This is a genomic window from Cohnella massiliensis, assembly GCF_900169535.1.
Classification (GTDB): Bacteria; Bacillota; Bacilli; order Paenibacillales; family Paenibacillaceae; genus Cohnella; species Cohnella algarum.
In genome coordinates this window covers 158,174-179,622 of the sequence record NZ_LT821259.1, presented here as the reverse complement: position 1 = coordinate 179,622, position 21,449 = coordinate 158,174, and the positions used below count along the sequence as shown (strand labels likewise).

The following is a 21,449-nucleotide window of genomic DNA, read 5'->3' as shown; positions in this document are numbered from 1 at the left end:
CTAGCGAATTTTTGCGGCAATTCGTTTTGGCGAGCTTCTGAGCGAACGGGATATCGTCGTAAGGGAAAAATAAATGGATAGTCTCCCCCAACCCGCCGTCCCCAAAGAAAACGGCCTCCCGAATCGAGAGATCCGGAAAGCCGAAAAGTTTATGCCGAACAATATTTGAATCGAAGAGGATGCCGCTGCCAACGGGTTAAGCCCGCGCCTCTTTCAACCGGAACGTCACGCTGCGGAAATCGCCGCGCATATTCGGTACCGGCAGGCCGGCGTACATCAGCTCGTCGCCGCCGTAAACGCGATCCGTTCCGAGAAGCGAGTAGCTTTTGTCGGGGTCGAGGCCTTTGAAGCGAAGCCGGCTCAGCGGACCGTTCGGCACCGCGAGCGTCCGGACGTATACGGCGTAGGCCTCGGACTTGTCCTGGGATACGAACTGCCAGGCGGTTTCGTTGCCTTCGAACGGGCTCAGCAACCGGTAAAAATCGCCCTGCTGAACCAGGCCGCGGATTTCTTTGTATTCCTCGACCTGGGCTCGGATGGCGGTTTTCTCGTCTTCCTCCAGCTTGGACAGGTCCAACTCGTAGCCGAAATTGCCGGACATGGCGACGTGTCCCCTGATTTCGATCGACGTGAAGCGGTGCACCTGATGATTCGGGACGGCCGACACGTGACTCCCCATCGCGCTGACCGGATAGACGAGACTCGTGCCGAATTGGATTTTCAGCCGTTCGATCGCGTCGGTGTCGTCGCTCGTCCACGTTTGCGGCATGTAGTACAGCATACCCGGGTCGAAACGTCCGCCTCCCCCGGCGCAGCTTTCGAACAGGATGTGGGGGAACGCCTTCGTGATCCGCTCCAGCAGTTCGTATAAGCCAAGCATGTACCGGTGGGCCGTTTCCCGCTGCCGCTCGGGCGGCAGGGCGGCGGAGCCGATTTCCGTCATATTGCGGTTCATGTCCCATTTGACGTAAGCGATCGGCGCGCTCGAAAACACGTTTTCCAATTGCTCGTAGATGGCGTCCCGCACTTCCCGGCGGGAGAAGTCGAGCACCAGCTGGTTGCGCCCCGTGGTCCGCCGCCGATCCGGCACGTGCAGGCACCAGTCCGGGTGCGCGCGGTACAAGTCGCTGTCCGGAGAAATCATCTCCGGCTCGACCCACAGGCCGAATTGAAGCCCTTGATCGTTGACCTGAGCGGCCAACCCCTCGAGCCCGCCCGGCAGCTTCTCCTTGTTGACGAACCAGTCTCCGAGCGAGCGCTTGTCGTCGTTGCGGCGGCCGAACCAGCCGTCGTCCAGCACGAACAGCTCGATGCCCAATGGTTTGGCCGCCCGAACGATCCGCATCAGCTTTTCGGCATCGAAGTCGAAATACGTGGCCTCCCAGTTGTTGATCAGGATCGGACGCTCTTTGTCCCGGAAAGCGCCGCGGCACAATCGGGTGCGATACAGCCTGTGGAACGTCCGGGACATGCCGCCCAGGCCTTCGGGCGAATAAACGAGCACGGCCTCGGGCGATTGAAGCGACTCCCCGGCTTCCAGCAGCCATTCGAAGTCGAACGGGTTCAGCCCGATCGCAACCCGGGTCGTCGCAAACTGATCGACCTCGGCATACGCCGTAAAGTTGCCGCTGTATACCAGGTTGAAGCCGTACGCGTCGCCCTGGTCCTCGGTCGTATCCGGAGAAACGACGGCCAGAAACGGGTTATGCTGGTGGCCGCTTGCGCCCCTGCGGCTCTCGATCGACAGCATCCCCGGCGCGAGCCCTCGCCGCTCGATATGCCGCTCGCGCGTCCAGGTTCCCGACAAATGCAGCCCGTCGAACCGGGCATGCGAGAAATCGACGTTTGCGCTCAGCAGCCGCAGGACGCGTACCGGCCGTCCGCTTTCGTTCACGATGCGAACGGATCGCGCGATCGCGTCGTGGTCGCGGAACGCGGTGTAGCTTGCGATCAGCCGCAGCCCGGCTGCGGCGTCCGCGAGCTCGATTTCCAGCGTTTCGGCTTCGCCCTCGCTTTCGGCGTATACCGAAGGAAGCCCCTCCAGCGCCGGCTTGCCCGCCATAATCCGGTGCCCGGCGTATTTGAACTCGCTGATCGTCGTGCCGTCGGCGAGGCGCACTTGGTAAGCCGGAGCGCGAAAATCGCTCGTGCCGTACCCCGGATACTCCTGAGGCAGCGTGTCCAGCGAAAAGGTTTCATCCTCCGGAAACGGGTTGGGCTGGAAGGAAGGCCTTGACGTCGACGGAATCGGGTCCCCGAACGCCGGGGCTTTGACTTTGCGGCCCCAGTAAACGTGGGCGAGATAGCCGTCTTTTACGATTCGCAGCGCATAGCTGATATTTCCCGATTGCAAATGAAAGGTACGGGTCGACGCTTCAAACTCGATCGGCAAATTGTTCACACCCTCTGCTAATTCGCTTTGGAAAGCTTAGTTGTCGAACAGCTTCAAATATTTTCCGTACCCTGCCCCTTCCATTTCTTCCTTCGGAACGAAGCGCAGCGCGGCCGAGTTGATGCAGTATCGAAGCCCCGTCGGTTGGGGACCGTCCGGAAAGACATGGCCCAAATGGGAGTCGGCGTCCGTACTGCGCACCTCCGTGCGGATCATGAAATGGCTGTAGTCTTCTTTTTCCCGGACGTTCTGCGGTTCCAAAGGCTTCGTGAAGCTCGGCCAGCCGCAGCCGGAGTCGTATTTGTCCGTCGAACTGAACAGCGGTTCTCCCGACACGATATCCACGTAAATGCCTTCCCGGTGATTATCCCAAAATTCGTTGCGGAAAGGAGGCTCCGTCGCGTTGTTTTGCGTAACTTCGTACTGCAGATCGGTAAGCCTCTCCTTCAGCCGCCGCTTGTCTTCCGGCGTATTCCAATGGGCGGCGATAAAAGCGTCCCGGCCGGACCCTTTGCGGTACATCCGGTAACGGAGCGGATTTTTCTTATGGTAGTCCTGATGGTATTCCTCGGCGGGATAAAACGGCTGCGCAGGCACGATTTCCGTGACGATCGGCCTGCCGAAGCGTCCGCTCGCCGCAAGCTCCTTTTTGGATCGCTCGGCTTCCCGACGCTGCTCCTCGCTGTGATAAAAAATGGCAGTGCGGTACGACGACCCCCGATCATGGAATTGTCCGCCCTCGTCGGTCGGATCGATTTGGCGCCAGAACAGGCCGAGCAGCTTCCCGTACGGCATCAGCTCCGGATCGAACGTGATTTGGACCGCTTCGGCGTGGCCGGTCGTCTCGGAGCAGACCTCTTCATACGTCGGATCGGGAACGTGGCCTCCCGTATAACCCGACACGACCCGAATGATTCCGGGCAGCTCCTCGAACGGAGTCACCATGCACCAGAAGCAGCCTCCCGCGAACGTTGCCAGCTCATAAGCGTTATCTTGACGACTCGTATCGCTCATCGTCGAACCTCCCCGTAATGTTTATGCCTGAATGTTTTTGTTCCTGCCTCTATTTTAACAGAGTCCGGCCGCAAATTCATGAAACGGGAACGATCGGGAACACTAGCGGCAATCGGCCGAAAAGGAGGAAGAACGTTGTCCAAGCAGCAAGGGCACGGCGCCAAAAACACCCAAACGAAAACGTCCGACAAAAAAGGCAACAGCTCCGGCAACAACCACTGATCAGTTCAGCTTGATCCAGCTGTGATAATCATGGATGGCGATCCCCGCGAAGGCGTTATGCTTTTTGTCGATCAACGCGCTCGCTTTCGCCAGCTGCTCGTCCATGAAAGCCGCGCTTTTTCCGGAAAAGGTTACCGCCGCGCCTTCGTCGATCCCCTTCGTTTCCACCGCGACGGTCGCGGGGACGCCGAGATCGGCCGCCTCGGACAGCTCCTTCGCCGCCATGGCGGCAATGGACTCGGCCGAGTTCCGGTAGGCCAGTATCGTCACCGCGTCCAGCTTGCGGATCATCCAGAAGCTGAGCGACTCGTCGCTGGTCGCGGAACGGTACTGATGCAGCCAGAACGGCAGGTCGGCCGCAAGCGGCAAGCCGATCTCGCCGGCGCGTCGGGCCAAATAGGAGACGTTTTTTTGCCATTGCGCGATCAGCGTCTCGTCTTCCATGTTCCAGGAAGCCATGGCATAAGGCTCGATGTCGACATGAAGGCCGGAAAAGCGCTCCTCCGGGGCGGCTGCGGCCTGGTACGTCTCGACCCAGTCCAGAAACGCGTCGATTCCCGCGCGCCCGCTCAGGAGCCCCCAGGAGGCTCGTCCGTCGAGCGCCTCGACCGCGATCCCCCGCGCCCCCGCTTCGCGAATGAATGCTCCGTACTCCGCCGGCTTCACGTCGCGGTTGATTTGCAGGTAGACGACGTTAATGCCTTTCCGTTCCAAAAAGTCGAGCATCTCGGCGCCGGATTCGCGAATTTGCGGCGTATCCCACAGCCAGGTCGCCTTGATCGCGGGTTGAGTTGCTTGGGCTTGGCCATCTTGATCCGCTTGATCCGCTTGCGCCGTTTCGGCGGCTTGCGCTTGCGGCAGCTGCCACCCGAATCCGATCATCGCCGCGACGGCCAGCAGAAAGGACGCTCGTCCCATGAAGTTTCGCAAATTTGATCATCCCTTCGCGTAATGTTAAAATGACCGCCATGAGAAAAAAACGCATTGCCATTGCCGCTGCGGCGGCAGCCTTGCTGTTGATTGCCGGCTTGGTGAAGTGGTGCGGCCCGTCCACGGAAAATATAAACCGCAATTCCGCAACCTGGGTCTGGGATTTGAAATCGCTGCTCGACGAAAACGGCGGCAGCGCGGACGGCATCGTCTCTTTCATGCGGGAACGCGACGTCCGATACGCGTACGTGCATACGACCGACGATATGGGCGCAGGCGAAACGAACGAAATGTTCCGTTCCTTCATCCGAAAAGCCGCCGAAGCCGGAATCGAGGTCCACGCGCTCGGCGGGGAACGCGATTGGGTACTGCCCGGCAAGCGCGGCGGGATGAGCGATTTTCTCGCCCGCGTCGCCGAATACAATGAAACGGCGGAGGAGGCGGAAAAATTCGCCGGCATCCATCTGGACGTCGAGCCCTATTTGCTGGACGAGTGGGAAGCGGACGAAGCGCTCGTCGCAAGCCGCTGGATCGAAATGATGGAGGAATTCGTCTCCTTCGCCCGGCTCCGCGGCCTCGAGACCGGCGTGGACCTGCCGTTCTGGCTCGACCGCATTCCCGCCAAGGCCGGCAACGGCGATTCCGTTACGCTGGACCAATGGATGATGTCCTCCGTCGATTCGGTCGCGCTCATGTCCTACAGGGACGAAGCCGAAGGAAACAACGGCGTCCTCTCGCTCGTCCGGGGCGAAATGGACCACGCCGCCGAAACCGGCCGCACCGTGTGGATCGGCCTCAACGTCGCGAAGGACAGCGACAACCTCCTGACGTTTTACGAGGAGGGTCCCGACAGCTTCCGCGGCGTCGCCGACCGCATCCGACGGGAATACGGAGACTCCCCGGCCTTCGGCGGCATCGCCGTGCACGATCTCGCCAATTGGATGCGAATCGAAAGTTGAAAAAAACGCCGGCCCCTTTGTCGAAAGGGCCGGCGTTTTTTTGCCGTTTGCGCTTATGCCGCATCCCTCCCGGCTCAGCCCGCGGACGGCTGAACGACCGGAAGCTGCTGCTCCACGGGAGCGCCCAAGCGATGAATATGAGGCAGGTCGAACTCTTTCAGCGCATTGCGCGTATCGACGATCGGCACGCCGAGCGCGGCCAGTTCGCCGTAAGCGAAGGCGTCGTGATCGGTCACGAGCACGAAGCAATCGTAAGCGCGGAATTTATCGAGATGATAGGCGACCGAACGGACGGTTTCGCCCTCCTGGTCCTTGAACGACGTCGCGAACGGATCGTAATACTCGACGAGGGCGCCGCCCTTGCGGAACAGCTCGTACAGCTCCAGCCCGGGCGATTCGCGCAAATCGTCCACGTTCGGCTTGTACGCCATGCCGAGAATCAATATTTTCGAGTTTCGCAGCGACTTGGCGTCGCGGTTCAATATGTTCGCCGTCTTGTTCATCACGTAATAAGGCATGTTCGTGTTGACCGATTGGGCCAGCTCGATAAAGCTGCTGTAGAAACGGTAGCCCTTCGCTTTCCACGACAAATACATCGGATCGAGCGGAATGCAGTGTCCGCCGATGCCCGGGCCCGGGTAAAACGGCATGAAGCCGAACGGCTTCGTGCTCGCCGCCTTGATCACTTCCCAAATGTCGATCGACATCCGCTCGCACATCATCGCCATCTCATTAATGAACGCGATGTTGACGCTGCGGAACGTGTTTTCGAGCAGCTTGGACATCTCCGCCACTTTGGGCGAGGAGACGGGGACGACGGTTTGCACGATATTTTCGTAAAGCAGGACGCCGAGCTGCGAGCAGGCGGGCGTCGTGCCGCCGAGCACTTTGGGCGTATTGTAAGTAGCGAACTTTTCGTTGGACGGATCGACCCGCTCGGGAGAAAAGCACAGGAAATAGTCTCGCCCGACCTGAAGCCCGAGCCGGCGCAGCTCGGTCTCGATCAATTCTTCGGTCGTTCCCGGATAGGTCGTGCTTTCCAAAATAATGAGAAGCCCTTTTCGCATATGCTGCTTGATCCGGTCGACGACATAGACAATATACGAAGTGTCCGGGTCCTGGTTGGCGCTGAGCGGCGTCGGCACGCATATCGATACCGCGTCCAGATCCGCCAGCACGGAGTAGTCCGTCGTCGGCCGAAACTTGCCGGAGGCCAGCGATTCGCACAGTTTGTCGTCGGACACGTCCTTGACGTAGGACTCGCCGCGCTGAAGCCGGACGACCCGATTTTCGTCCACGTCGATGCCGTGCACGGTGAAGCCCTGGCGAACCATTTCGACGGCCAGCGGCAAGCCGACATAGCCAAGCCCGATGACGCCCAGCTTGGCCTGCTTCGTTTCGATCGCCCGGTAAAGACGCGAATAATTGGCGTTCATAATTGAATTCCTCCTTATTGGGCAATAATGGGCAAACGTTTTATAACAACCGTTCGATCCGGGCTTCCAGCTCGACCGGGGAAAACGGCTTGGTCACGTAATCCGCGACGCCGAGGGCAAAACATTTCCGCTTCGTTTCCTCCGCCCGGTTGTCGGTGAAAACGACGATTTTGCCGGCCGCCTCCGGATCTTCTCCCTTGATGCGGGTCAGCAGATGGTAGCCGTCGATGCCGGACAGGTTGAGATCCGTCACGACGACGTCGGGCTTTTCCCTGCGGAACAGCTCGAGTCCGCGCTTCCCGTCGCGCGCGGCCAGCACGCGATAGCCCTTCATGCGGAGGCGCAGCTGCAAATAGCCGCTCTCCTCCTCGTCGCCGTCGACGAGCAGCACCGACTGCGAACCGCTCGCCGCCTTCCGCTCGTGAAACAGCGCGATTTCCTCGCCGGCGGGCAGCTGCTCGAACCGTTCGACGACTTCGTCGAACCATTGCGGATTCCGTTCCGCCCGCTCGCCCACGCCGGCAAGCATGACGACGTAGTCGCCCGCCGCGATTTTCGCCAGCAGCCCCTTGACCAGGAGCGCCATATAATGCGTTTCGCTCCAGGGAGAATCGAACAGCAGGAAAGCGGCCCGACGTTCCGCCGGATCGGCCAGCGCTTCGACCGGCATCCGACGCTCGGTCTCCAGGAGCGAACGCACGGCATGCAGCATATCGTCGAACGCCCCCATGCTGCGGACGAGCAAAATGCCGCATTGGACCGGCTTCGCCTGCTTGTCGAACCAATATTTTTCCAACACCGCTTGATACATTCTGTCATTCAGCTTGCTTGCGACCGAAGCGCTGCTCATCTATGCCTCTCCTCCTGTCGTTACGGTCGATGGCTTCGTTCCCGAATCCTGATTCCAGCTTTGTCTCGTCATGACGCCCCAGGAATTGTTTTTGCGCAAAAATTCGATGTGTCCCTGCAGCCGCCAAAGCACCCCGATCTGGTAGTAGCCCAAAAACATGAGCGCGGCGAAGCCGATCATTTTGAACGTATCCTTCACGCTCGGGTAGCGGCGGAACGCCAGCTCCTCCAGCACGAGACTGCCTACGGCCAGCAAATAGCCGTTCAAAAAGTTGATGATCGCGAACGTCAGCAAAATCGGCCACTGCGTCATATCCATCGCGACGTACCCGACGAGCGCCAGCAGGCCGGTGAGCTTGAAATACGGGTTCAGCGTTTCGAACAGCACGTTGTACGGAACCGTCAGCAGGCCGAACACCTTGTACTTCGGATTGAAAAACAGGTCGCGGTTTTCCAGCATGTTTTTCAAATTGCCGCGGCCCCAGCGCTTGCGCTGGCTGCTCAGAATCCGGTACGAGTCCGGAGCTTGGGTCCAGCAAACGGCGTCCGGGCAATAGGCGACGCGGTACGGCAGCTTGTTTTCGAGCATGTACCGGTGAAGCTTGATAATGATGTTCATGTCTTCGCCGGGGTAGCCGTCGCGGTAGCCCCCGACTTTGACGACAGTGTCCTTGCGGAACATCCCGAACGCCCCGGATACGATAATGAGGCCGTTAATATGGCTCCAGCCGATCCGGCCGCCGAGAAACGCCTTCATGTATTCGAGCGTTTGGAACATCGGCCACATTTTTTTCGGCAGGCGCACGTCCGCAATGTCGCCGTCGCGGATCGTGCAGCCGTTCGCGATCCGGACGTTGCCTCCGATCGCGACCGTTTCCGTCGGGTTTTCCATGTAGACCCGCGACATGCGGATAAGCGCGTCCTTCTCCAGCAGGGAATCCGCGTCGATCGAGCAGATCAGCGGGTAGTGCGACAGGTTGATGCCGGCGTTCAGCGAATCGGCCTTGCCGCCGTTGCTTTTGTCCACGACGTACAAATTCGGGTAATCCGGGTTATGGTACACCGTCTTGATTTTCGTGCAATCGATCTCGTAATGCACCGTCTCGTCCGTTTTCGGCCGCAGCCGGAACGCCTCGATCAGCACCTGCAGCGTATTGTCCTTCGAGCCGTCGTTGACGACGATGACCTCGTACGTATGGTAGCTCAGCGTAAGCAGCGACTTCACGTTCTCGATGATGGTCAGTTCCTCGTTGTACGCGGGAACGAGCAGCGAGACGGGCGGCGCGTACTCCGAGCCGGACAGCGACCGGAAGCGCGAATACACCGCTCCTTTGATCATTCCGTAAACCCCTTTGTACGACAAAAACAACACGACAAAATAAAGCAGGCTGACCGCCATGACGTAGTACATGACGACCGTGCCGTAGCCGAGCAAAAGCTCTCTCATTTCGTACCTCCTGGAAACGCCATTTGCTCGCGGATGACGGCCTGCGCGGCTTCGGCCGAAGGGCCGGCGTTTTTCGCGTTCGCCGTCCGGTAAAGCTCCGCAAGGCCTTCTTTTCCGTATTGGGCGAGACTTTTGGCGCCGTTGTAGCGAACGTGCCATTCGTCGTCTTCAAGCGCTTCGCGCAGCGGAGCGACGCTTTCGGCCCGGCCGCTCCGGCCCAGCGCTTCGGCCGCGAGCGCCCGGATCTCCCAATCCGGATGGGCGAGCATCCGCTCCAGCCGTTCCGCCGGCGTGGCGGCTCCTTCCAGCGTCAGCAGCCGGGCCGCCTGCAGGCGTACCTCCTTCTCTCTCGAGCCGGTCAGCCCGATCAGCCGCTCCGTGAAATCGCCCGGCGGGCGTTTTCGCATCGCCGCCAGCGCCAGCAGCGTTTTGCCCTCTTCCTCGCTCTGCAAAAAGTCGGCGACGATCCGCGAGCTGTCCAGCTCCGATTCCAGCAAAATATCCGCGATCAGCTCGTAAGAGTCCGTCCGGTAAGCCAGCAGCGTCAGCGCCATTTCGCGCAATTCGCCAAGCTGGCCGGCGCTTTTGGCGATCGCCCGGGCGACGATGAACGCCAGCGGCCCTTTGACGGACTTGAGCAGCGCAAGCATTCCCGGAACGGCCCGGCTGGCGCGCATGCAGCCGAGCCGGTGCGCGGCGTCGAGCTTCACCCACTCGAACGGGCTTCCGAGCCTCGCGAGCTCGGCCTCCGCGAAGCCCATCTCCTCGCACAGCGCGATCAGCTTCGCTTGCTGCACGCCTTTGAGCCGCTCGATCCAGTGAAGCAGCCGGTCCTGGACGAAACGGCTTTCCGCGGGCGTCGGCGGCGTCGGCGGCGCGTGAAGCTTGTCCGCGCCGTCCAGATTGGCGAGCACGTACGTAAACCAGTCGTCGTATTTGGCGTTCGTTCGTTCCGCGAGCTTCCGTTTCCGGTTCCCGGACAATTTCAACGCGAACAGGACAATAAGCCCGATGGCGATCAACGCCAGCATGGCCAAAATGAAGTAACGGGCCATTTGCAAATTCGAATACACTTTTTTAGCCTCCCGTTTTCGGCTTGCCGCCGATTTCGCGGTACGCGTTCTGCATCATGAAATAGCCGGTCTTCAGCCGTTCCGTATACGCGACCGTCTCCCAGCCATCCCATGCGTACAGCGGCGCTTGCGACAGGTCGTACGGTCGGCCGCCCGCCTCCTCCGCATTCAGGCCCGAAACGGCGTTCGTCTGCTTGTCGACGATCCACGGGACGAAGCGGATGCCCGCGATCGTCTCCGTCTTGAACGCCTTGTCCGGCATTTCGTAACTCACGGCCTGAAGCGAGCTCGGATCGGCGATGCCGAGCAGCATCCATGGAACGCGAAGCTCGATGAAGCCGCCTTCGTACTGCCACATCGCAAGCGAATCGAACGCCGGCGAGGCGGGACTGTTCGTTCCGCGCCTGAGGCCGCCCACGACGACGTTCTCGTAGGGATGGGCGGGTTTCGTATCGGGCGGCTCCATCTTCAGGCTCAGCGGCAGCCTCCATTCGTTGAACAGGCCGGAGTCGTCCGCCAGCTCCGCTTCGGTCATGTCGATCATGCCGTAGACGAACCCGTACAGCCGCTTTTCCATATCGTAGTTGGCGGCGATCCGAACGCCCGTTTCGTCGTCCTTGCCGATCGTCACGAGCGTCTCCAGCCCCTCGTTCAGCGTGACGCCCGGCAGCTCCTTGCCGTGGCGGTTGCCGCCGGGCAGCGTGTCCGCGCCGATATGGAGCGTCTTCTTGTCCGGATCGAACTCGCGGTCAAGCCGGATCGACAAGTAAACATACGCTTCGTCGTGCGCCGCGTAAATCGACTCGACGCCGGGGACGCTTGCGGCAAGCTCCGTTTTTTCCGTCTCGTCCAGCTCGTCCCAATCGCGGCCGTCTCCGTCGATGCGGAGCTTGTCCTCCAGTCCCGGGTACATGCCGAGCAGCCCGAACTGCTTTTCGTTCGTCAGCACGTTGAGCCAGTAGGCCCGCCGGTCCTCCGGCAGCTCCATCGGCATCGTGTTCCACGTCTTCTTGAACCACTCGTCCTGCCACATGAACAGGATCGCCCCGGCATAGCCTTCGCCGTGGATCATTTTCGTCATGTCGGCGTCGATTTCCCCCTGCTCCGCCTCGTTGTGGCCGCCCTGCGAGCGGCCGAGCGGGCCTTCGTGAGAGACCCCGGCCGAGGACGGCACGCCGTACTCCGTCACCATGAGCGGGATGTCCTTGTGGTATGCTTTCAGTCGCCGCAAATACGCCGCGTACGTATCCGTCCGCCCGTCCTTGTCGCCGACGCGGAAAAAATCCGGATAATACGGGTAGGCATGGTAAGAGGCGAAGTAGCCGGCGTTCCAATCGACGGGCCGGACATGCGTCGCGTCGACGCTGACCATATCCTCGGTAAACAGCGGCTCTTCCGGGTGGGACAGCACGTCCGTCGTCACCCAGTTCGTGAACGTCATCGGATGCTGCCAGCCGTAGGCGATCTCCGTCGCGGCGGCGCGGTCGAGCATCCGGGCGAGCCAGGCTTCGAACGCCGTGGCGCCTTCGGAAGCGGCGAAATAATCGCCGGCGAACGCCTTTTTGTCGGCGTGCAGCTCGTTCGTGTTCGCGACCATTTCGGGGTCCCACTCGGTGCCGATGCTCCACGCGAGCAAATATTGCCCCGCGTTCGTCCGGTAGCTTCCCGAGCTTTTGCCCGGGGACTCCGGCTCCTCCAAATCGCCGTACACGGCTTTGACGTCTTTTTCGATCTCCGCGAGGAATGCCGCCTTAATCTCTTCGTCGTAGGCGTCGCGCTTCTCGATCAGCTGCTCCTCCGGCGACCAGATGCCCTGTATGAAATAAAGCGGATCGTCCGCGTGTTTGTTGTTGAACTCGACAAGGCTCGAGTAGAAGACCGGCTGATGGCGCGTATAGACGCGAATGACGTTCGCGCCCATCTCCTTGATCTGGGCGAACCAGCGCATGTAATCGTCCCGCGCGACCGGAAATTCGCCGGGAAAATGTCCCGGGACCGTCGCGCCCAGGTTGACCCCTTGCACGAAAAGCGGCTGCCAGGCTCCATCCTCGTAGATCTGGATGACCTCGCCCTCGGTCCGAAATTTCAGCCGCGTGCCATCTTCGGCCGTCAGCCGTTCCACTTCCTTGTCCGCGTAAACGAAATGGCTCCACAGGTAAAAACCGGACGCGCAGACGACCGCAAGCAGCCCGATGCCGAGCAGCCGCTTGGCGCCCCGGCCCAAGCCGCTCCGCCGTCCGCCCGTGCCCGCCATTATTCGACGGTTACGCTTTTGGCGAGATTTCGGGGCTTGTCCACGTCAAAGCCCCGCGCAACGGAAGCGTAGTAAGCGAGCAGCTGCAGCGGAATGGCGGCCAGCGCCGGCATCAGCATCGGATGCGTATCGGGCAAGGGCAGCGCCCTGCCGGCCTGGCGCGCCAGCTCTTCCGCCTGCGAAGCGGGCGCGACGCCGAGCACGCGGGCGCCGCGCGCCATCACTTCGCGGATATTGCTGACGGTTTTCTCCGTCAGATAAGGATCGGTGGCCAGCGCCACGACCGGCGTGCCCTCCTCGATCAGCGCGAGCGTGCCGTGCTTGAGCTCGCCTGCCGCGTAGGCTTCGGAATGGATGTACGAAACTTCCTTCAGCTTGAGCGAAGCCTCCATCGCGGCCGCGTAGTCCATGCCGCGGCCGATGAAAAACAGATGATCGCGGGCGGCGATTTCCTCCGCATAAGCTTTCACTTCCGCGGCGGATTGCCGCAGCGCCGTTTCCGCCTGATCCGGCAGCGCCTGAAGCGACCGGACGACTTCGCCGATGTCGGCGTCCGCCATCGTTCCCCGCGCGCATGCCAGATGCAGCGCGAACGCGTACAGGACGAGAAGCTGGGTCGTGTACGCCTTGGTCGAGGCGACCGAAATTTCCGGGCCGGCCCAGGTGAACAAGACGTCGTCGGCTTCCCGGGCAACCGTGCTGCCGACGACGTTCGTCACCGCGACGGCGTAAGCGCCATGCCGCTTGGCCTCGCGAAGCGCGGCCAGCGTGTCCGCCGTCTCGCCCGATTGGCTGACGACGAGGACGAGCGTGTTCGGCCCGACGATCGGCGAGCGGTACCGGTACTCCGAGGCGACGTCCGCCTCGGCCGGGAGCCGGGCCCATTTTTCGATCGCCTGCCGGCCGACGAGGCCGGCGTGGAAGGCGGTGCCGCAGGCGACGATATGCACGCGGTCGAACGCGTTCAGCCGTTCCTTCGAAAGCTTCAGCTCCGGAAAGTAGATCCACGGGTATCCGGTGAGCAGACGGGTGCTCAGCGTATCGCGGAACGCCTGCGGCTGATCGTGGATTTCCTTGAGCATGAAGTGGTCGTAGCCGGCTTTTTCCGCGACGGCCAAGTCCCAATGGACGCGAAACGGCTCCTTTTTGATAAAGTTGCCTTCGATCGTCATCAGCTTCGCCTCTTGCCGGGTCAGCACCGCCATTTCCCCGTCGTCGAGGATGTACACGTCGCGGGTATGCTCCAAAATCGCGGGAATGTCGGAGCCGATAAAATGCTCCCCGTCGCCGATCCCGATGATGAGCGGGCTGTGCAGCCGCACCGCGATCAGCTTGTCCGGCTCCCGCGCGGACAGCACCGCCAGCGCATAAGCGCCGCGCATCCGGCGCGTCGCCGCCTGCACGGCTTTGACGATGTCGCCCTCGTAATGCGAGGCGATCAGATGGCCGATCACTTCCGTGTCGGTTTCCGACACGAACTCGACGCCGCCGGCGACCAGTTCTTCTTTCAGTTCCATGTAATTTTCGATAATGCCGTTGTGCACGACGGAAATGTTTTGCTCGCCGCACGTGTGCGGATGCGAGTTTTGGTCGGAAGGCTTGCCGTGCGTCGCCCACCGGGTATGGCCGATGCCGATCGTGCCGGCCGGCATTTCCGTCTGCTCAAGGCGCCGTTCCAGATCGGCGATCCGCCCTTTCGCTTTCACGACCCGGAGTCCGCCTTCGGCGCAAACCGCGATTCCTGCCGAGTCGTAGCCGCGGTACTCCAGCTTTTTCAATCCCTCAAGCAAAATGCTCGGCGAAGACTTGTCGCCGATATATCCCATAATTCCGCACAAATTCGATCACTCCAGACTCAGCATTCGATTGCGTTGCTGTCGATTCCGTTGTTGCACCATGTATCATAAACCGGGCAAAAGCGGCTTGCCTGAGAGATTTCTAACATTGCGTGTAGGAATTCTCACAATCGGCCCAGGAAAAACTTACAATTCTTTCATTTCCAAAGCGGCTGAAAGCCCCGAAATGTCCGGCGCGGCGGGAAAAAAAAGAAAATCCCGCCGCAATGCGTCGCATTGTAGCGGGATTAAGATTTTATTATTTGGATTTTAACGTCTTTCGCAGCCATAGCTCATATTCCTGCGGAGTATCGAGATCGACCGGCATCGGCCCGGGCGAATCGACAAAACGGACATCCTTCCGATGAAGCGCCAGCACGTCCCGCGCGCCGACATCGCCTTCGACGGCCAGCAGCTCGGGAAACAGCCGCCGGTCGAGCAGCACCGGATGGCCGGGCTTCCCTTCGTAGCGCGCCTGCGCGGCAAGGCAGCCCGTCTCCCGGTACAGGCCGATCGCCCGGTCGATCGTCTCGGCCCGGAGATCCGGCTGATCGCCCAGCAGGACGACCGCCGCCGCTCCCCGCAGTTCCTCGATCCGGCGAATGCCCGCCGCGAGGGAGCCGCTCAGCCCCAGCCCGGGCTGCGGATTGACCGCAAACGCGACGGGCAGGCCGTCCAGTTCCCGGCGGATGGCGGCTTCTTCCGTCCCGCACACGACGACGATGCCGGATGCGGACGACGCGCGCAGCGCCGCGCTCGCCACATGGCGGATCAGACTCGTTCCGCAAGCGGGGAGAAGCGGCTTCGGCCTGCCCATCCGGGTCGACAGGCCGGCGGCGAGGATGACGATCCACACGTCCTCGCGAGGCGATTGCGCATCCCGGTGAAGCGATTGCGCGGCCGCATCGGCAGCATGGAGTTCGCCTTGCGTCTCGGGTTCATGCGGCATTTCCGTCGCCTCCTTCGGTTAAAGCCAGGGCGCCCGAACGAGCACGCCCGCCTCCTCCAGCGCTTCCCGGACGCGGCGCGCGAATGGCAGCGCGTGCTCGCCGTCCCCGTGGAGGCATATCGTGTCCGCGGCCAGCGCCACTTCCGTCCCGTCGCCGGTTACGACGACGCCCGTTTCCGCGATTCGCAGCGCCTGGGCGACGGCCTGCTCTTCTTCGCGGATAAGCGCATCCGGCTCGCTTCGCGGAACAAGCGTCCCGTCGGCCCGGTACGCGCGGTCCGCGAACGCCTCGCCGGCGGTGCGAAGGCCTGCCCTGGCGCCGGCCCGGATCCACTCGCTGTTCGCAAGGCCGAACAGGATGAGCCCGGGATCGACCTTGCGCACCGCTTCGGCGATCGCTTCGGCCAGCGCGGCGTCGGCTGCCGCCATATTGTAGAGCGCCCCATGCGCCTTCACATGCCGCAGCCTTCCGCCCTCCGAGCGAACGAACGCCTCGAGGGCGCCGAGCTGGTAGACGGTCATCTCGTACGCCTCGTCCGGAGAAACGCGCATCTCCCGGCGCCCGAAGCCGGCCAGATCGGGCAGCCCCGGGTGCGCGCCGATCGCCACGCCCCGCTCCAGCGCGAGCCGCACGGTCCGGCGCATCGTCCGGGGATCGCCGGCGTGAAAGCCGCAGGCGATGTTGCACGAGCTGACGAAGCGGAGCAGGTCCTCGTCCCGTCCGATCCGGTAAGCGCCGAAGCTTTCGCCCATATCGCAATTCAAATCCATTCGCTTCAATCGAATCCGCCTCCCCGCGTCGCTTTCGCGCGGACGCCGGCCCGAAGCGCGGCCAGCGCCGCTTCCGTCCATAAATTCAGGCGCTGCGCTTCCCATAGCTCCGTTAGCCGAAAGCGGACGCGGTCTCCGGGCCTGAGCTGCGCAAGCAGCGGCAGATCGGCCGCGATCGCCTCGGCGATTCGCGGATAGCCGCCGGTCGTCTGCCGATCGGCCATCAGCACGATCGGCTTGCCGCCGGAGGGCACCTGAATCGTGCCGAACGCGACGGGCTCGGACAGCATTTCATCCTCGGCGGAGCCGGGGGGCGGGATCGGATTCGTTCCCGCTCCCCCCGTCAAGCGATAGCCCATCCGGTTCGACTCCGGATCGACGACGAACGCCTCCGCGAAAAACCGTTCGACGTAGGAAGGCGAGAACCGTTCGTACTGCCCTCCCGGAAGAACGCGAACGACCGGTTCGGCGCCGTAGGCCGGCAGCATGGACGCCGAAGCCTGCCAGCCCGCCCCGGCAAACGTCCGCTTGCCGTTCGGACGCTTCAGACGCTCGCGCGCAAGCAAGGTTAACGCGGCAGCGCAACCGCTTGGCGTCAATCGTTCCAAGACATCGCCTTCCTGCAGCGCCCGGCCGGAAAATCCTCCGATCCCCGCGGAGAGCATCGTGGATCGGCTCCCCATGACGACCGGCACGTCGAACCCGCCGCCGATCGCCAAATAGGCCCGGCAGCCCGAACGGGCGGCGCCGAAGCGCAAAACGGCCCCCGCCGCCACGAAAAGCGGCTCCCAAAGCGGCGCCGCTTCCCCGTCGATCGTCGGGGACAAGTCGGCGCCGGCGATCGCAATCAACGCTTCGCGCTCAAACAGCAGCGCCGGCCCGAGCAGCGTCATCTCCAGCGCCGCCGCGTTTGCGGCGTTGCCGACGAGAATGTTGGCCGCCCGGTACGCAAACGGATCCATCGCCCCGCCTTCGACGATGCCGTACTGCCGGTAGCCGAGGCGTCCCGCGTCCTGCACCGTCGTCAGCAGGCCCGGCTTCAGAACGGAAACGCTCATGTTTCCGTCTTTCCCCATTCGTCGAATTGGCGCTTGCCGATCGGAATAAATTTGACGGTTTGTCCCACTCTCAGCAAGGTCGGCGGCGTCCGGTCGGGGAAAAACAACGAAAGCGGCGTACGCCCGATCAACTGCCAGCCGCCCGGCGAGTCGGCCGGATAGATGCCCGTCTGGCCGCCCGCGAGCCCCACGCTTCCGCGCGCGACGAACAGGCGCGGCGTCGCCCTGCGCGGGACGGCAAGGCGCGGATCCACGCCGCCGAGATATGGAAACCCGGGGGCGAAGCCGAGCATGTACACCTTGTACGTTCCGGAAGCATGGATACGGACGACCTCCTCCGGCGTCAGGCCGCAGCGGACCGCCACCGCTTCGAGATCCGGTCCGTTTTCGCCCCCGTAGCAGACCGGAATGCCGACGACGTCCTCGTCTTCGTCCTCGATCCGTTCGAGACCGACCAGCAGCTTCTCCAATAGATCGCGAACCCACAAAAACGGGCTTTCCTCCGGTCCGATCGGACCCATCACCGTGCGGTCCCGTATGCGCTTTCGGTACATCGCCATGCTATCGTAATAAACGGCGACCGACGTAAACGCCGGCACCGCTTCGATCATCCCTTCGAACGGCCGTTCCCGCAGCGCGCGGTAAAGCGCCCGCACTCGCCGGTGCGTCTGGGGATCGATGTCCGTCCCGAACTTCGCGATGACGGCCGCATCGCCGAGCGCCGTGATTTCCGGTTGCAGTTGCACGAGCGTTCACTCCTCCTTGAAGCCTTTGGAGTTATCATAGACCGCCCGACCCGAGACTGCAATAGCCTTCCGTAGCTCCCTTCAGGGTCCTTTTTCCTCGTCGGACGGGGGCATCGAGCGCCGTTCTCCGCGGCCTGCCCGGCGCAGCGCCTCCCGCAGCAAATATTCGATATGGCCGTTCACGCTTCGCAGTTCGTCGGCCGCCCACCGTTCCAGCTCCTCGTAGAGCTTCGGATCGATGCGAAGCGGGAAACTCTTTTTGGCCGGCATCTTCTGTCGCGTTCTCCTCTTAGTAGAGGCTTCCCGCGTTAACGACCGGTTGGGCGGAGCGGTCCGATACGATGGCAACCATCAAATTGTTCATCATGGCCGCTTTTCTTTCTTCATCCAGAACGTATCCTTCTTTCTCCAATTGCTCGATGGCGGCTTGCACCATGCCGACGGCTCCCTCCACGATTATGTGACGCGCCGCCACGATCGCGGATGCCTGCTGCCGCTGCAGCATGGCGCCGGCGATTTCCGGAGCGTAGGCCAGGTGAGTCAATCGCGCTTCCAGCACTTCCACCCCGGCCGCCGCAAGCCGTTCGTGCAGCTCGCGCGTCAGCTCCGCCGCGACGATTTCCGTATCCCCGCGAAGCGATACCCCTTCCCCGCCGCCGTTGTCGTACGGATACTTCGTGGCGACATGGCGAAGCGCCGATTCGCTTTGCGTCTCCACGAATTGCTCGTATTTGTCTACCTCGAACAGCGCTTTCGCCGTATCGATCACCTTGAACACGACGACGGCCGCAATTTCCACCGGGCTTCCCTCGATGTCGTTCACCTTCAGCGTAGCGCTGTTGAAGTTGCGTACCCGCAGCGACACCTTGCTCCGATTCGAAAGAGGCACGACGAAATGGATGCCGCTTTTGCGCACGGTTCCCAAATATTTTCCGAAAAACGTAATTACCGCCGCTTGATTGGGCTGAATGACCGTAATGGAGGTCAGCAGAAGAAGCGCGGCCAACGACGAAATGCCTCCGAGCGCCCACCATTCCTGGGCAAACGTATAAACGGCGGCTCCCAGTAAGGCCAACGTAAGAACAAGCGCGATAAATCCGTTTCCGCTATAACCTTTGAATTCCTTCATGAAAAGTGCCCCTCTCGTGGAAGTAGATCATTTTGATGTTTGTATGATATCACTTTTTCAATTATATGTAAAACTTTAGGGGCGCCTCAGCAGGTCCGTCAGTCAATGTGCTACGTTTCCCCAGTCTTATGACGGTATCCCCTTCGCTCAGCAGCTGCCCGGTCGGCTGGCTGACGACCCATTTCAGCAGTAACGTAACGCGGCTCTATGTTTCCCTTCGCCAGCCTTATGACGGTATCCCCTTCGCTCAGCAGCTGCCCGGTCGGCTGGCTGACGACTCATTTCAGCAGTAACGTAACATGGCTCTATGTTTCCCTTCGCCAGCCTTATGACGGTATCCCCTTCGCTCAGCAGCTGCCCGGTCGGCTGACTGACGACCCATTTCAGCAATAACGTAACGCGGCTCTATGTTTCCCTCCGCCAGCCTTATGACGGTATCCCCTTCGCTCAGCGGTCTCCCCCTCCAGAATTAGCCACATTTTCAGGTTCGGATCCCTTGTTTTTCAAATAGGAGTAAAGCTCTTTGCTTAAATCGCAACTAGAAACCGGCACCTTTAACTTTCAGAAGGATTACTGAGCCAGCGGGATATCGTCACAAGCGCGCAAAACCGCAGCACCTACTGAGCCAGCGGAATATCGTCATCAGTCTGCAAATACGCAACACCCACTGAGCCAACGGGATACCGTCACAAGCGCGCAAAACCGCAGCACCTACTGAGCCAGCGGGATATCGTCATCAGTCTGCAAATACGCAACACCCACTGAGCTAACGGGAACCCGTCACAAGCGCGCAAAACCGCAGCACCTACTGAGCCAGCGGGATATCGTCATCAGTCTGCAAATACGCAACACCCACTGAGCTAACGGGAACCCGTCACAAGCGCGCAAAACCGCAGCACCTACTGAGCCGGGGGATATCGTCATCAGTCTGCAAATACGCAACACCCACTGAGCCAACGGGATACCGTCACAAGCGCGCAAAACCGCAGCACCTACTGAGCCAGCGGGATATCGTCATCAGTCTGCAAATACGCAACACCCACTGAGCTAACGGGAACCCGTCACAAGCGCGCAAAACCGCAGCACCTACTGAGCCAGCGGGATATCGTCATCAGTCTGCAAATACGCAACACCCACTGAGCTAACGGGAACCCGTCACAAGCGCGCAAAACCGCAGCACCTACTGAGCCGGGGGATATCGTCATCAGTCTGCAAATACGCAACACCCACTGAGCCAACGGGATACCGTCACAAGCGCGCAAAACCGCAGCACCTACTGAGCCAGCGGGATATCGTCATCAGTCTGCAAATACGCAACACCCACTGAGCCAACGGGATACCGTCACAAGCGCGCAAAACCGCAGCACCTACTGAGCCAGCGGGATATCGTCATCAGTCTGCAAATACGCAACACCCACTGAGCCAACGGGAACCCGTCACAAGCGCACGAAAAAAGGCAGGCCCCTAATGGCCTACCTCGCCTCGGATAAAATGCAGTTTTGCGACTCGTTTCTTAAATGCTCCAATTGCTGCGTGACCTCTTCGATCATCCGGACGAAGGAGAGCAGCCTTTGAGCGCTTGCGGCTTGATCTTCCGCGTATCCGGCGGCAAGCTCCGACTCCTGCCGAACTTGCGAAAGCAGCCGGTTGACGCGAGACAACCGATCCTCTACGGATTTCAAGGAGTCCTTGGACATGCTGGCAAGCTTGGGGATCTCAGCCGCCCCACTTCGAATCCCCGCCCGTATTCGTTCGCTCTGGCCGCCTCGATCGCCGCGTTCAGCCCTAAAATATGCGACTGGTCGGCGACTTCTTTCATGACCGTTCCCAGCATTTGCACGAACGGACTTCATCGGCCAATTCCTTGATGCTGCCGTGGGTAACCTTTTGCGATTCCGCCGTGCGGTCCGCCGTTTCCGCCGTGCGGTCCGCCGTTTCCGCCACGTGCTCTCCGCTGCCGCTGAGCTCAGTCATCATGGAAAACAAATCCTGAACGGCGGCGTTTACGCCCGTAAGGAGATTTTTTTGTTCGGCCGCCAGCCATGATGTCCGTCAGCTCGGGAATGGCGCTTATTCGCCGGTACAGCTCGTCCACGAGCCGGTCCGCCACTTTGTTAAATTCGTTTTCTTTTCCATGGAGCATAGACAAATCCCGATCCGTTATGCCGACGTAGTCCAACTGTTTTTTCCGATCAGGGTGCAATGAGATCAAGCGAATCCCCCTTCTGTCATTCCAATGATGCTTATTGCCGGAGGATAGGCTTTATCAATGGGTGCTATTACATATATCGGAATCAATTCCTGATTCTGCAATAGAAGTTTACGCATATTTTACAATGATCTCTCCGCTTGACATTGGAGCTTTTAACCATTACCATAAACGTA

21 protein-coding genes are annotated in these 21,449 nt (G+C 60.9%); 2 read left to right on the top strand and 19 right to left on the bottom strand.

What is annotated here, in order from left to right; all coding sequences use genetic code 11:
* Nucleotides 1-196 precede the first annotated feature (196 nt).
* Together B7E11_RS14755 and msrB are read right to left on the bottom strand one after the other, a co-directional pair.
* Nucleotides 197-2,392: an alpha-galactosidase gene (locus tag B7E11_RS14755; RefSeq protein WP_080835980.1), complete on the bottom strand. Its 2,196-nt coding sequence runs from the start codon at nucleotides 2,390-2,392 to the stop codon at nucleotides 197-199.
* Nucleotides 2,393-2,428: 36 nt separating this feature from the next.
* A complete protein-coding gene (gene msrB / locus B7E11_RS14750) occupies nucleotides 2,429-3,406 on the bottom strand; it encodes a peptide-methionine (R)-S-oxide reductase MsrB (RefSeq protein ID WP_080835978.1) in 978 nt (325 codons plus the stop codon).
* 78 nt (nucleotides 3,407-3,484) lie between these two features.
* On the opposite strand from msrB, the gene B7E11_RS29595 reads away from it, so the two are divergent.
* Nucleotides 3,485-3,628, top strand: a complete 144-nt coding sequence (locus B7E11_RS29595; RefSeq protein WP_176220766.1) for a hypothetical protein — start codon at nucleotides 3,485-3,487, stop codon at nucleotides 3,626-3,628.
* Here the strand turns inward: B7E11_RS29595 and B7E11_RS14745 are convergent, their stop codons facing one another.
* Nucleotides 3,629-4,558 (bottom strand): hypothetical protein, encoded by a 930-nt coding sequence (locus B7E11_RS14745; protein ID WP_080835976.1) that lies wholly within the window; start codon nucleotides 4,556-4,558, stop codon nucleotides 3,629-3,631.
* A gap of 38 nt (nucleotides 4,559-4,596) precedes the next feature.
* Here B7E11_RS14745 and B7E11_RS14740 point away from each other — a divergent pair, with 38 nt between their 5' ends.
* Nucleotides 4,597-5,517 carry a hypothetical protein gene (locus B7E11_RS14740; RefSeq protein WP_139787207.1) on the top strand — a complete coding sequence of 307 codons (921 nt, stop codon included), beginning with the start codon at nucleotides 4,597-4,599 and terminating at the stop codon, nucleotides 5,515-5,517.
* 74 nt (nucleotides 5,518-5,591) lie between these two features.
* On the opposite strand, the gene B7E11_RS14735 is transcribed toward B7E11_RS14740, so the two are convergent.
* The 16 genes from B7E11_RS14735 to B7E11_RS29990 all read right to left on the bottom strand — a co-directional run bounded on the left by B7E11_RS14735 (nucleotide 5,592) and on the right by B7E11_RS29990 (nucleotide 21,276).
* Nucleotides 5,592-6,953 carry a nucleotide sugar dehydrogenase gene (locus B7E11_RS14735; RefSeq protein ID WP_080835972.1) on the bottom strand — a complete coding sequence of 454 codons (1,362 nt, stop codon included), beginning with the start codon at nucleotides 6,951-6,953 and terminating at the stop codon, nucleotides 5,592-5,594.
* A 40-nt stretch (nucleotides 6,954-6,993) separates the two neighbouring features.
* Nucleotides 6,994-7,803, bottom strand: coding sequence for a response regulator transcription factor (locus tag B7E11_RS14730; RefSeq protein WP_080835970.1), 810 nt, complete (start codon nucleotides 7,801-7,803; stop codon nucleotides 6,994-6,996).
* Nucleotides 7,804-9,249, bottom strand: coding sequence for a glycosyltransferase family 2 protein (locus B7E11_RS14725; protein WP_176220765.1), 1,446 nt, complete (start codon nucleotides 9,247-9,249; stop codon nucleotides 7,804-7,806). It lies immediately after the preceding gene.
* On the bottom strand, nucleotides 9,246-10,322 hold the full coding sequence (locus tag B7E11_RS14720) for a HEAT repeat domain-containing protein (RefSeq protein WP_080835968.1): 1,077 nt from the start codon (nucleotides 10,320-10,322) through the stop codon (nucleotides 9,246-9,248). The genes B7E11_RS14725 and B7E11_RS14720 overlap by 4 nt, the downstream gene beginning before the upstream one ends.
* A 4-nt stretch (nucleotides 10,323-10,326) precedes the next feature.
* Nucleotides 10,327-12,546: a glycoside hydrolase family 5 protein gene (locus B7E11_RS14715; protein ID WP_245809734.1), complete on the bottom strand. Its 2,220-nt coding sequence runs from the start codon at nucleotides 12,544-12,546 to the stop codon at nucleotides 10,327-10,329.
* A gap of 29 nt (nucleotides 12,547-12,575) precedes the next feature.
* Nucleotides 12,576-14,414, bottom strand: coding sequence for a glutamine--fructose-6-phosphate transaminase (isomerizing) (gene glmS / locus B7E11_RS14710; RefSeq protein WP_080835964.1), 1,839 nt, complete (start codon nucleotides 14,412-14,414; stop codon nucleotides 12,576-12,578).
* A gap of 256 nt (nucleotides 14,415-14,670) precedes the next feature.
* Nucleotides 14,671-15,360: a nucleotidyltransferase family protein gene (locus B7E11_RS14705; protein WP_080835961.1), complete on the bottom strand. Its 690-nt coding sequence runs from the start codon at nucleotides 15,358-15,360 to the stop codon at nucleotides 14,671-14,673.
* 18 nt (nucleotides 15,361-15,378) lie between these two features.
* On the bottom strand, nucleotides 15,379-16,140 hold the full coding sequence (locus tag B7E11_RS14700) for a LamB/YcsF family protein (RefSeq protein WP_080835959.1): 762 nt from the start codon (nucleotides 16,138-16,140) through the stop codon (nucleotides 15,379-15,381).
* Nucleotides 16,137-17,189 (bottom strand): 5-oxoprolinase subunit C family protein, encoded by a 1,053-nt coding sequence (locus tag B7E11_RS14695; protein ID WP_080835957.1) that lies wholly within the window; start codon nucleotides 17,187-17,189, stop codon nucleotides 16,137-16,139. The genes B7E11_RS14700 and B7E11_RS14695 overlap by 4 nt, the downstream gene beginning before the upstream one ends.
* On the bottom strand, nucleotides 17,186-17,935 hold the full coding sequence (gene pxpB / locus B7E11_RS14690) for a 5-oxoprolinase subunit PxpB (RefSeq protein WP_245809733.1): 750 nt from the start codon (nucleotides 17,933-17,935) through the stop codon (nucleotides 17,186-17,188). Before pxpB ends, B7E11_RS14695 begins: the two co-directional genes overlap by 4 nt.
* Nucleotides 17,936-18,016: 81 nt before the next feature.
* Nucleotides 18,017-18,205, bottom strand: a complete 189-nt coding sequence (locus tag B7E11_RS14685) for a type II toxin-antitoxin system antitoxin (RefSeq protein ID WP_080835955.1) — start codon at nucleotides 18,203-18,205, stop codon at nucleotides 18,017-18,019.
* 19 nt (nucleotides 18,206-18,224) lie between these two features.
* Entirely contained in the window at nucleotides 18,225-19,064 is an 840-nt protein-coding gene (locus B7E11_RS14680) for an SPFH domain-containing protein (protein ID WP_080835953.1), read from the bottom strand.
* A 1,472-nt stretch (nucleotides 19,065-20,536) separates the two neighbouring features.
* Nucleotides 20,537-20,761: a hypothetical protein gene (locus B7E11_RS30660; RefSeq protein WP_275901435.1), complete on the bottom strand. Its 225-nt coding sequence runs from the start codon at nucleotides 20,759-20,761 to the stop codon at nucleotides 20,537-20,539.
* Entirely contained in the window at nucleotides 20,743-20,883 is a 141-nt protein-coding gene (locus B7E11_RS30285; protein WP_281256561.1) for a methyl-accepting chemotaxis protein, read from the bottom strand. The genes B7E11_RS30660 and B7E11_RS30285 overlap by 19 nt, the downstream gene beginning before the upstream one ends.
* Complete coding sequence (locus tag B7E11_RS29585; RefSeq protein WP_176220764.1) at nucleotides 20,880-21,041, bottom strand: hypothetical protein; 162 nt, start codon at nucleotides 21,039-21,041, stop codon at nucleotides 20,880-20,882. The genes B7E11_RS30285 and B7E11_RS29585 overlap by 4 nt, the downstream gene beginning before the upstream one ends.
* Nucleotides 21,031-21,276 carry a globin family protein gene (locus B7E11_RS29990; RefSeq protein WP_205428641.1) on the bottom strand — a complete coding sequence of 82 codons (246 nt, stop codon included), beginning with the start codon at nucleotides 21,274-21,276 and terminating at the stop codon, nucleotides 21,031-21,033. Before B7E11_RS29990 ends, B7E11_RS29585 begins: the two co-directional genes overlap by 11 nt.
* Between the last annotated feature and the right edge of the window lie 173 nt (nucleotides 21,277-21,449).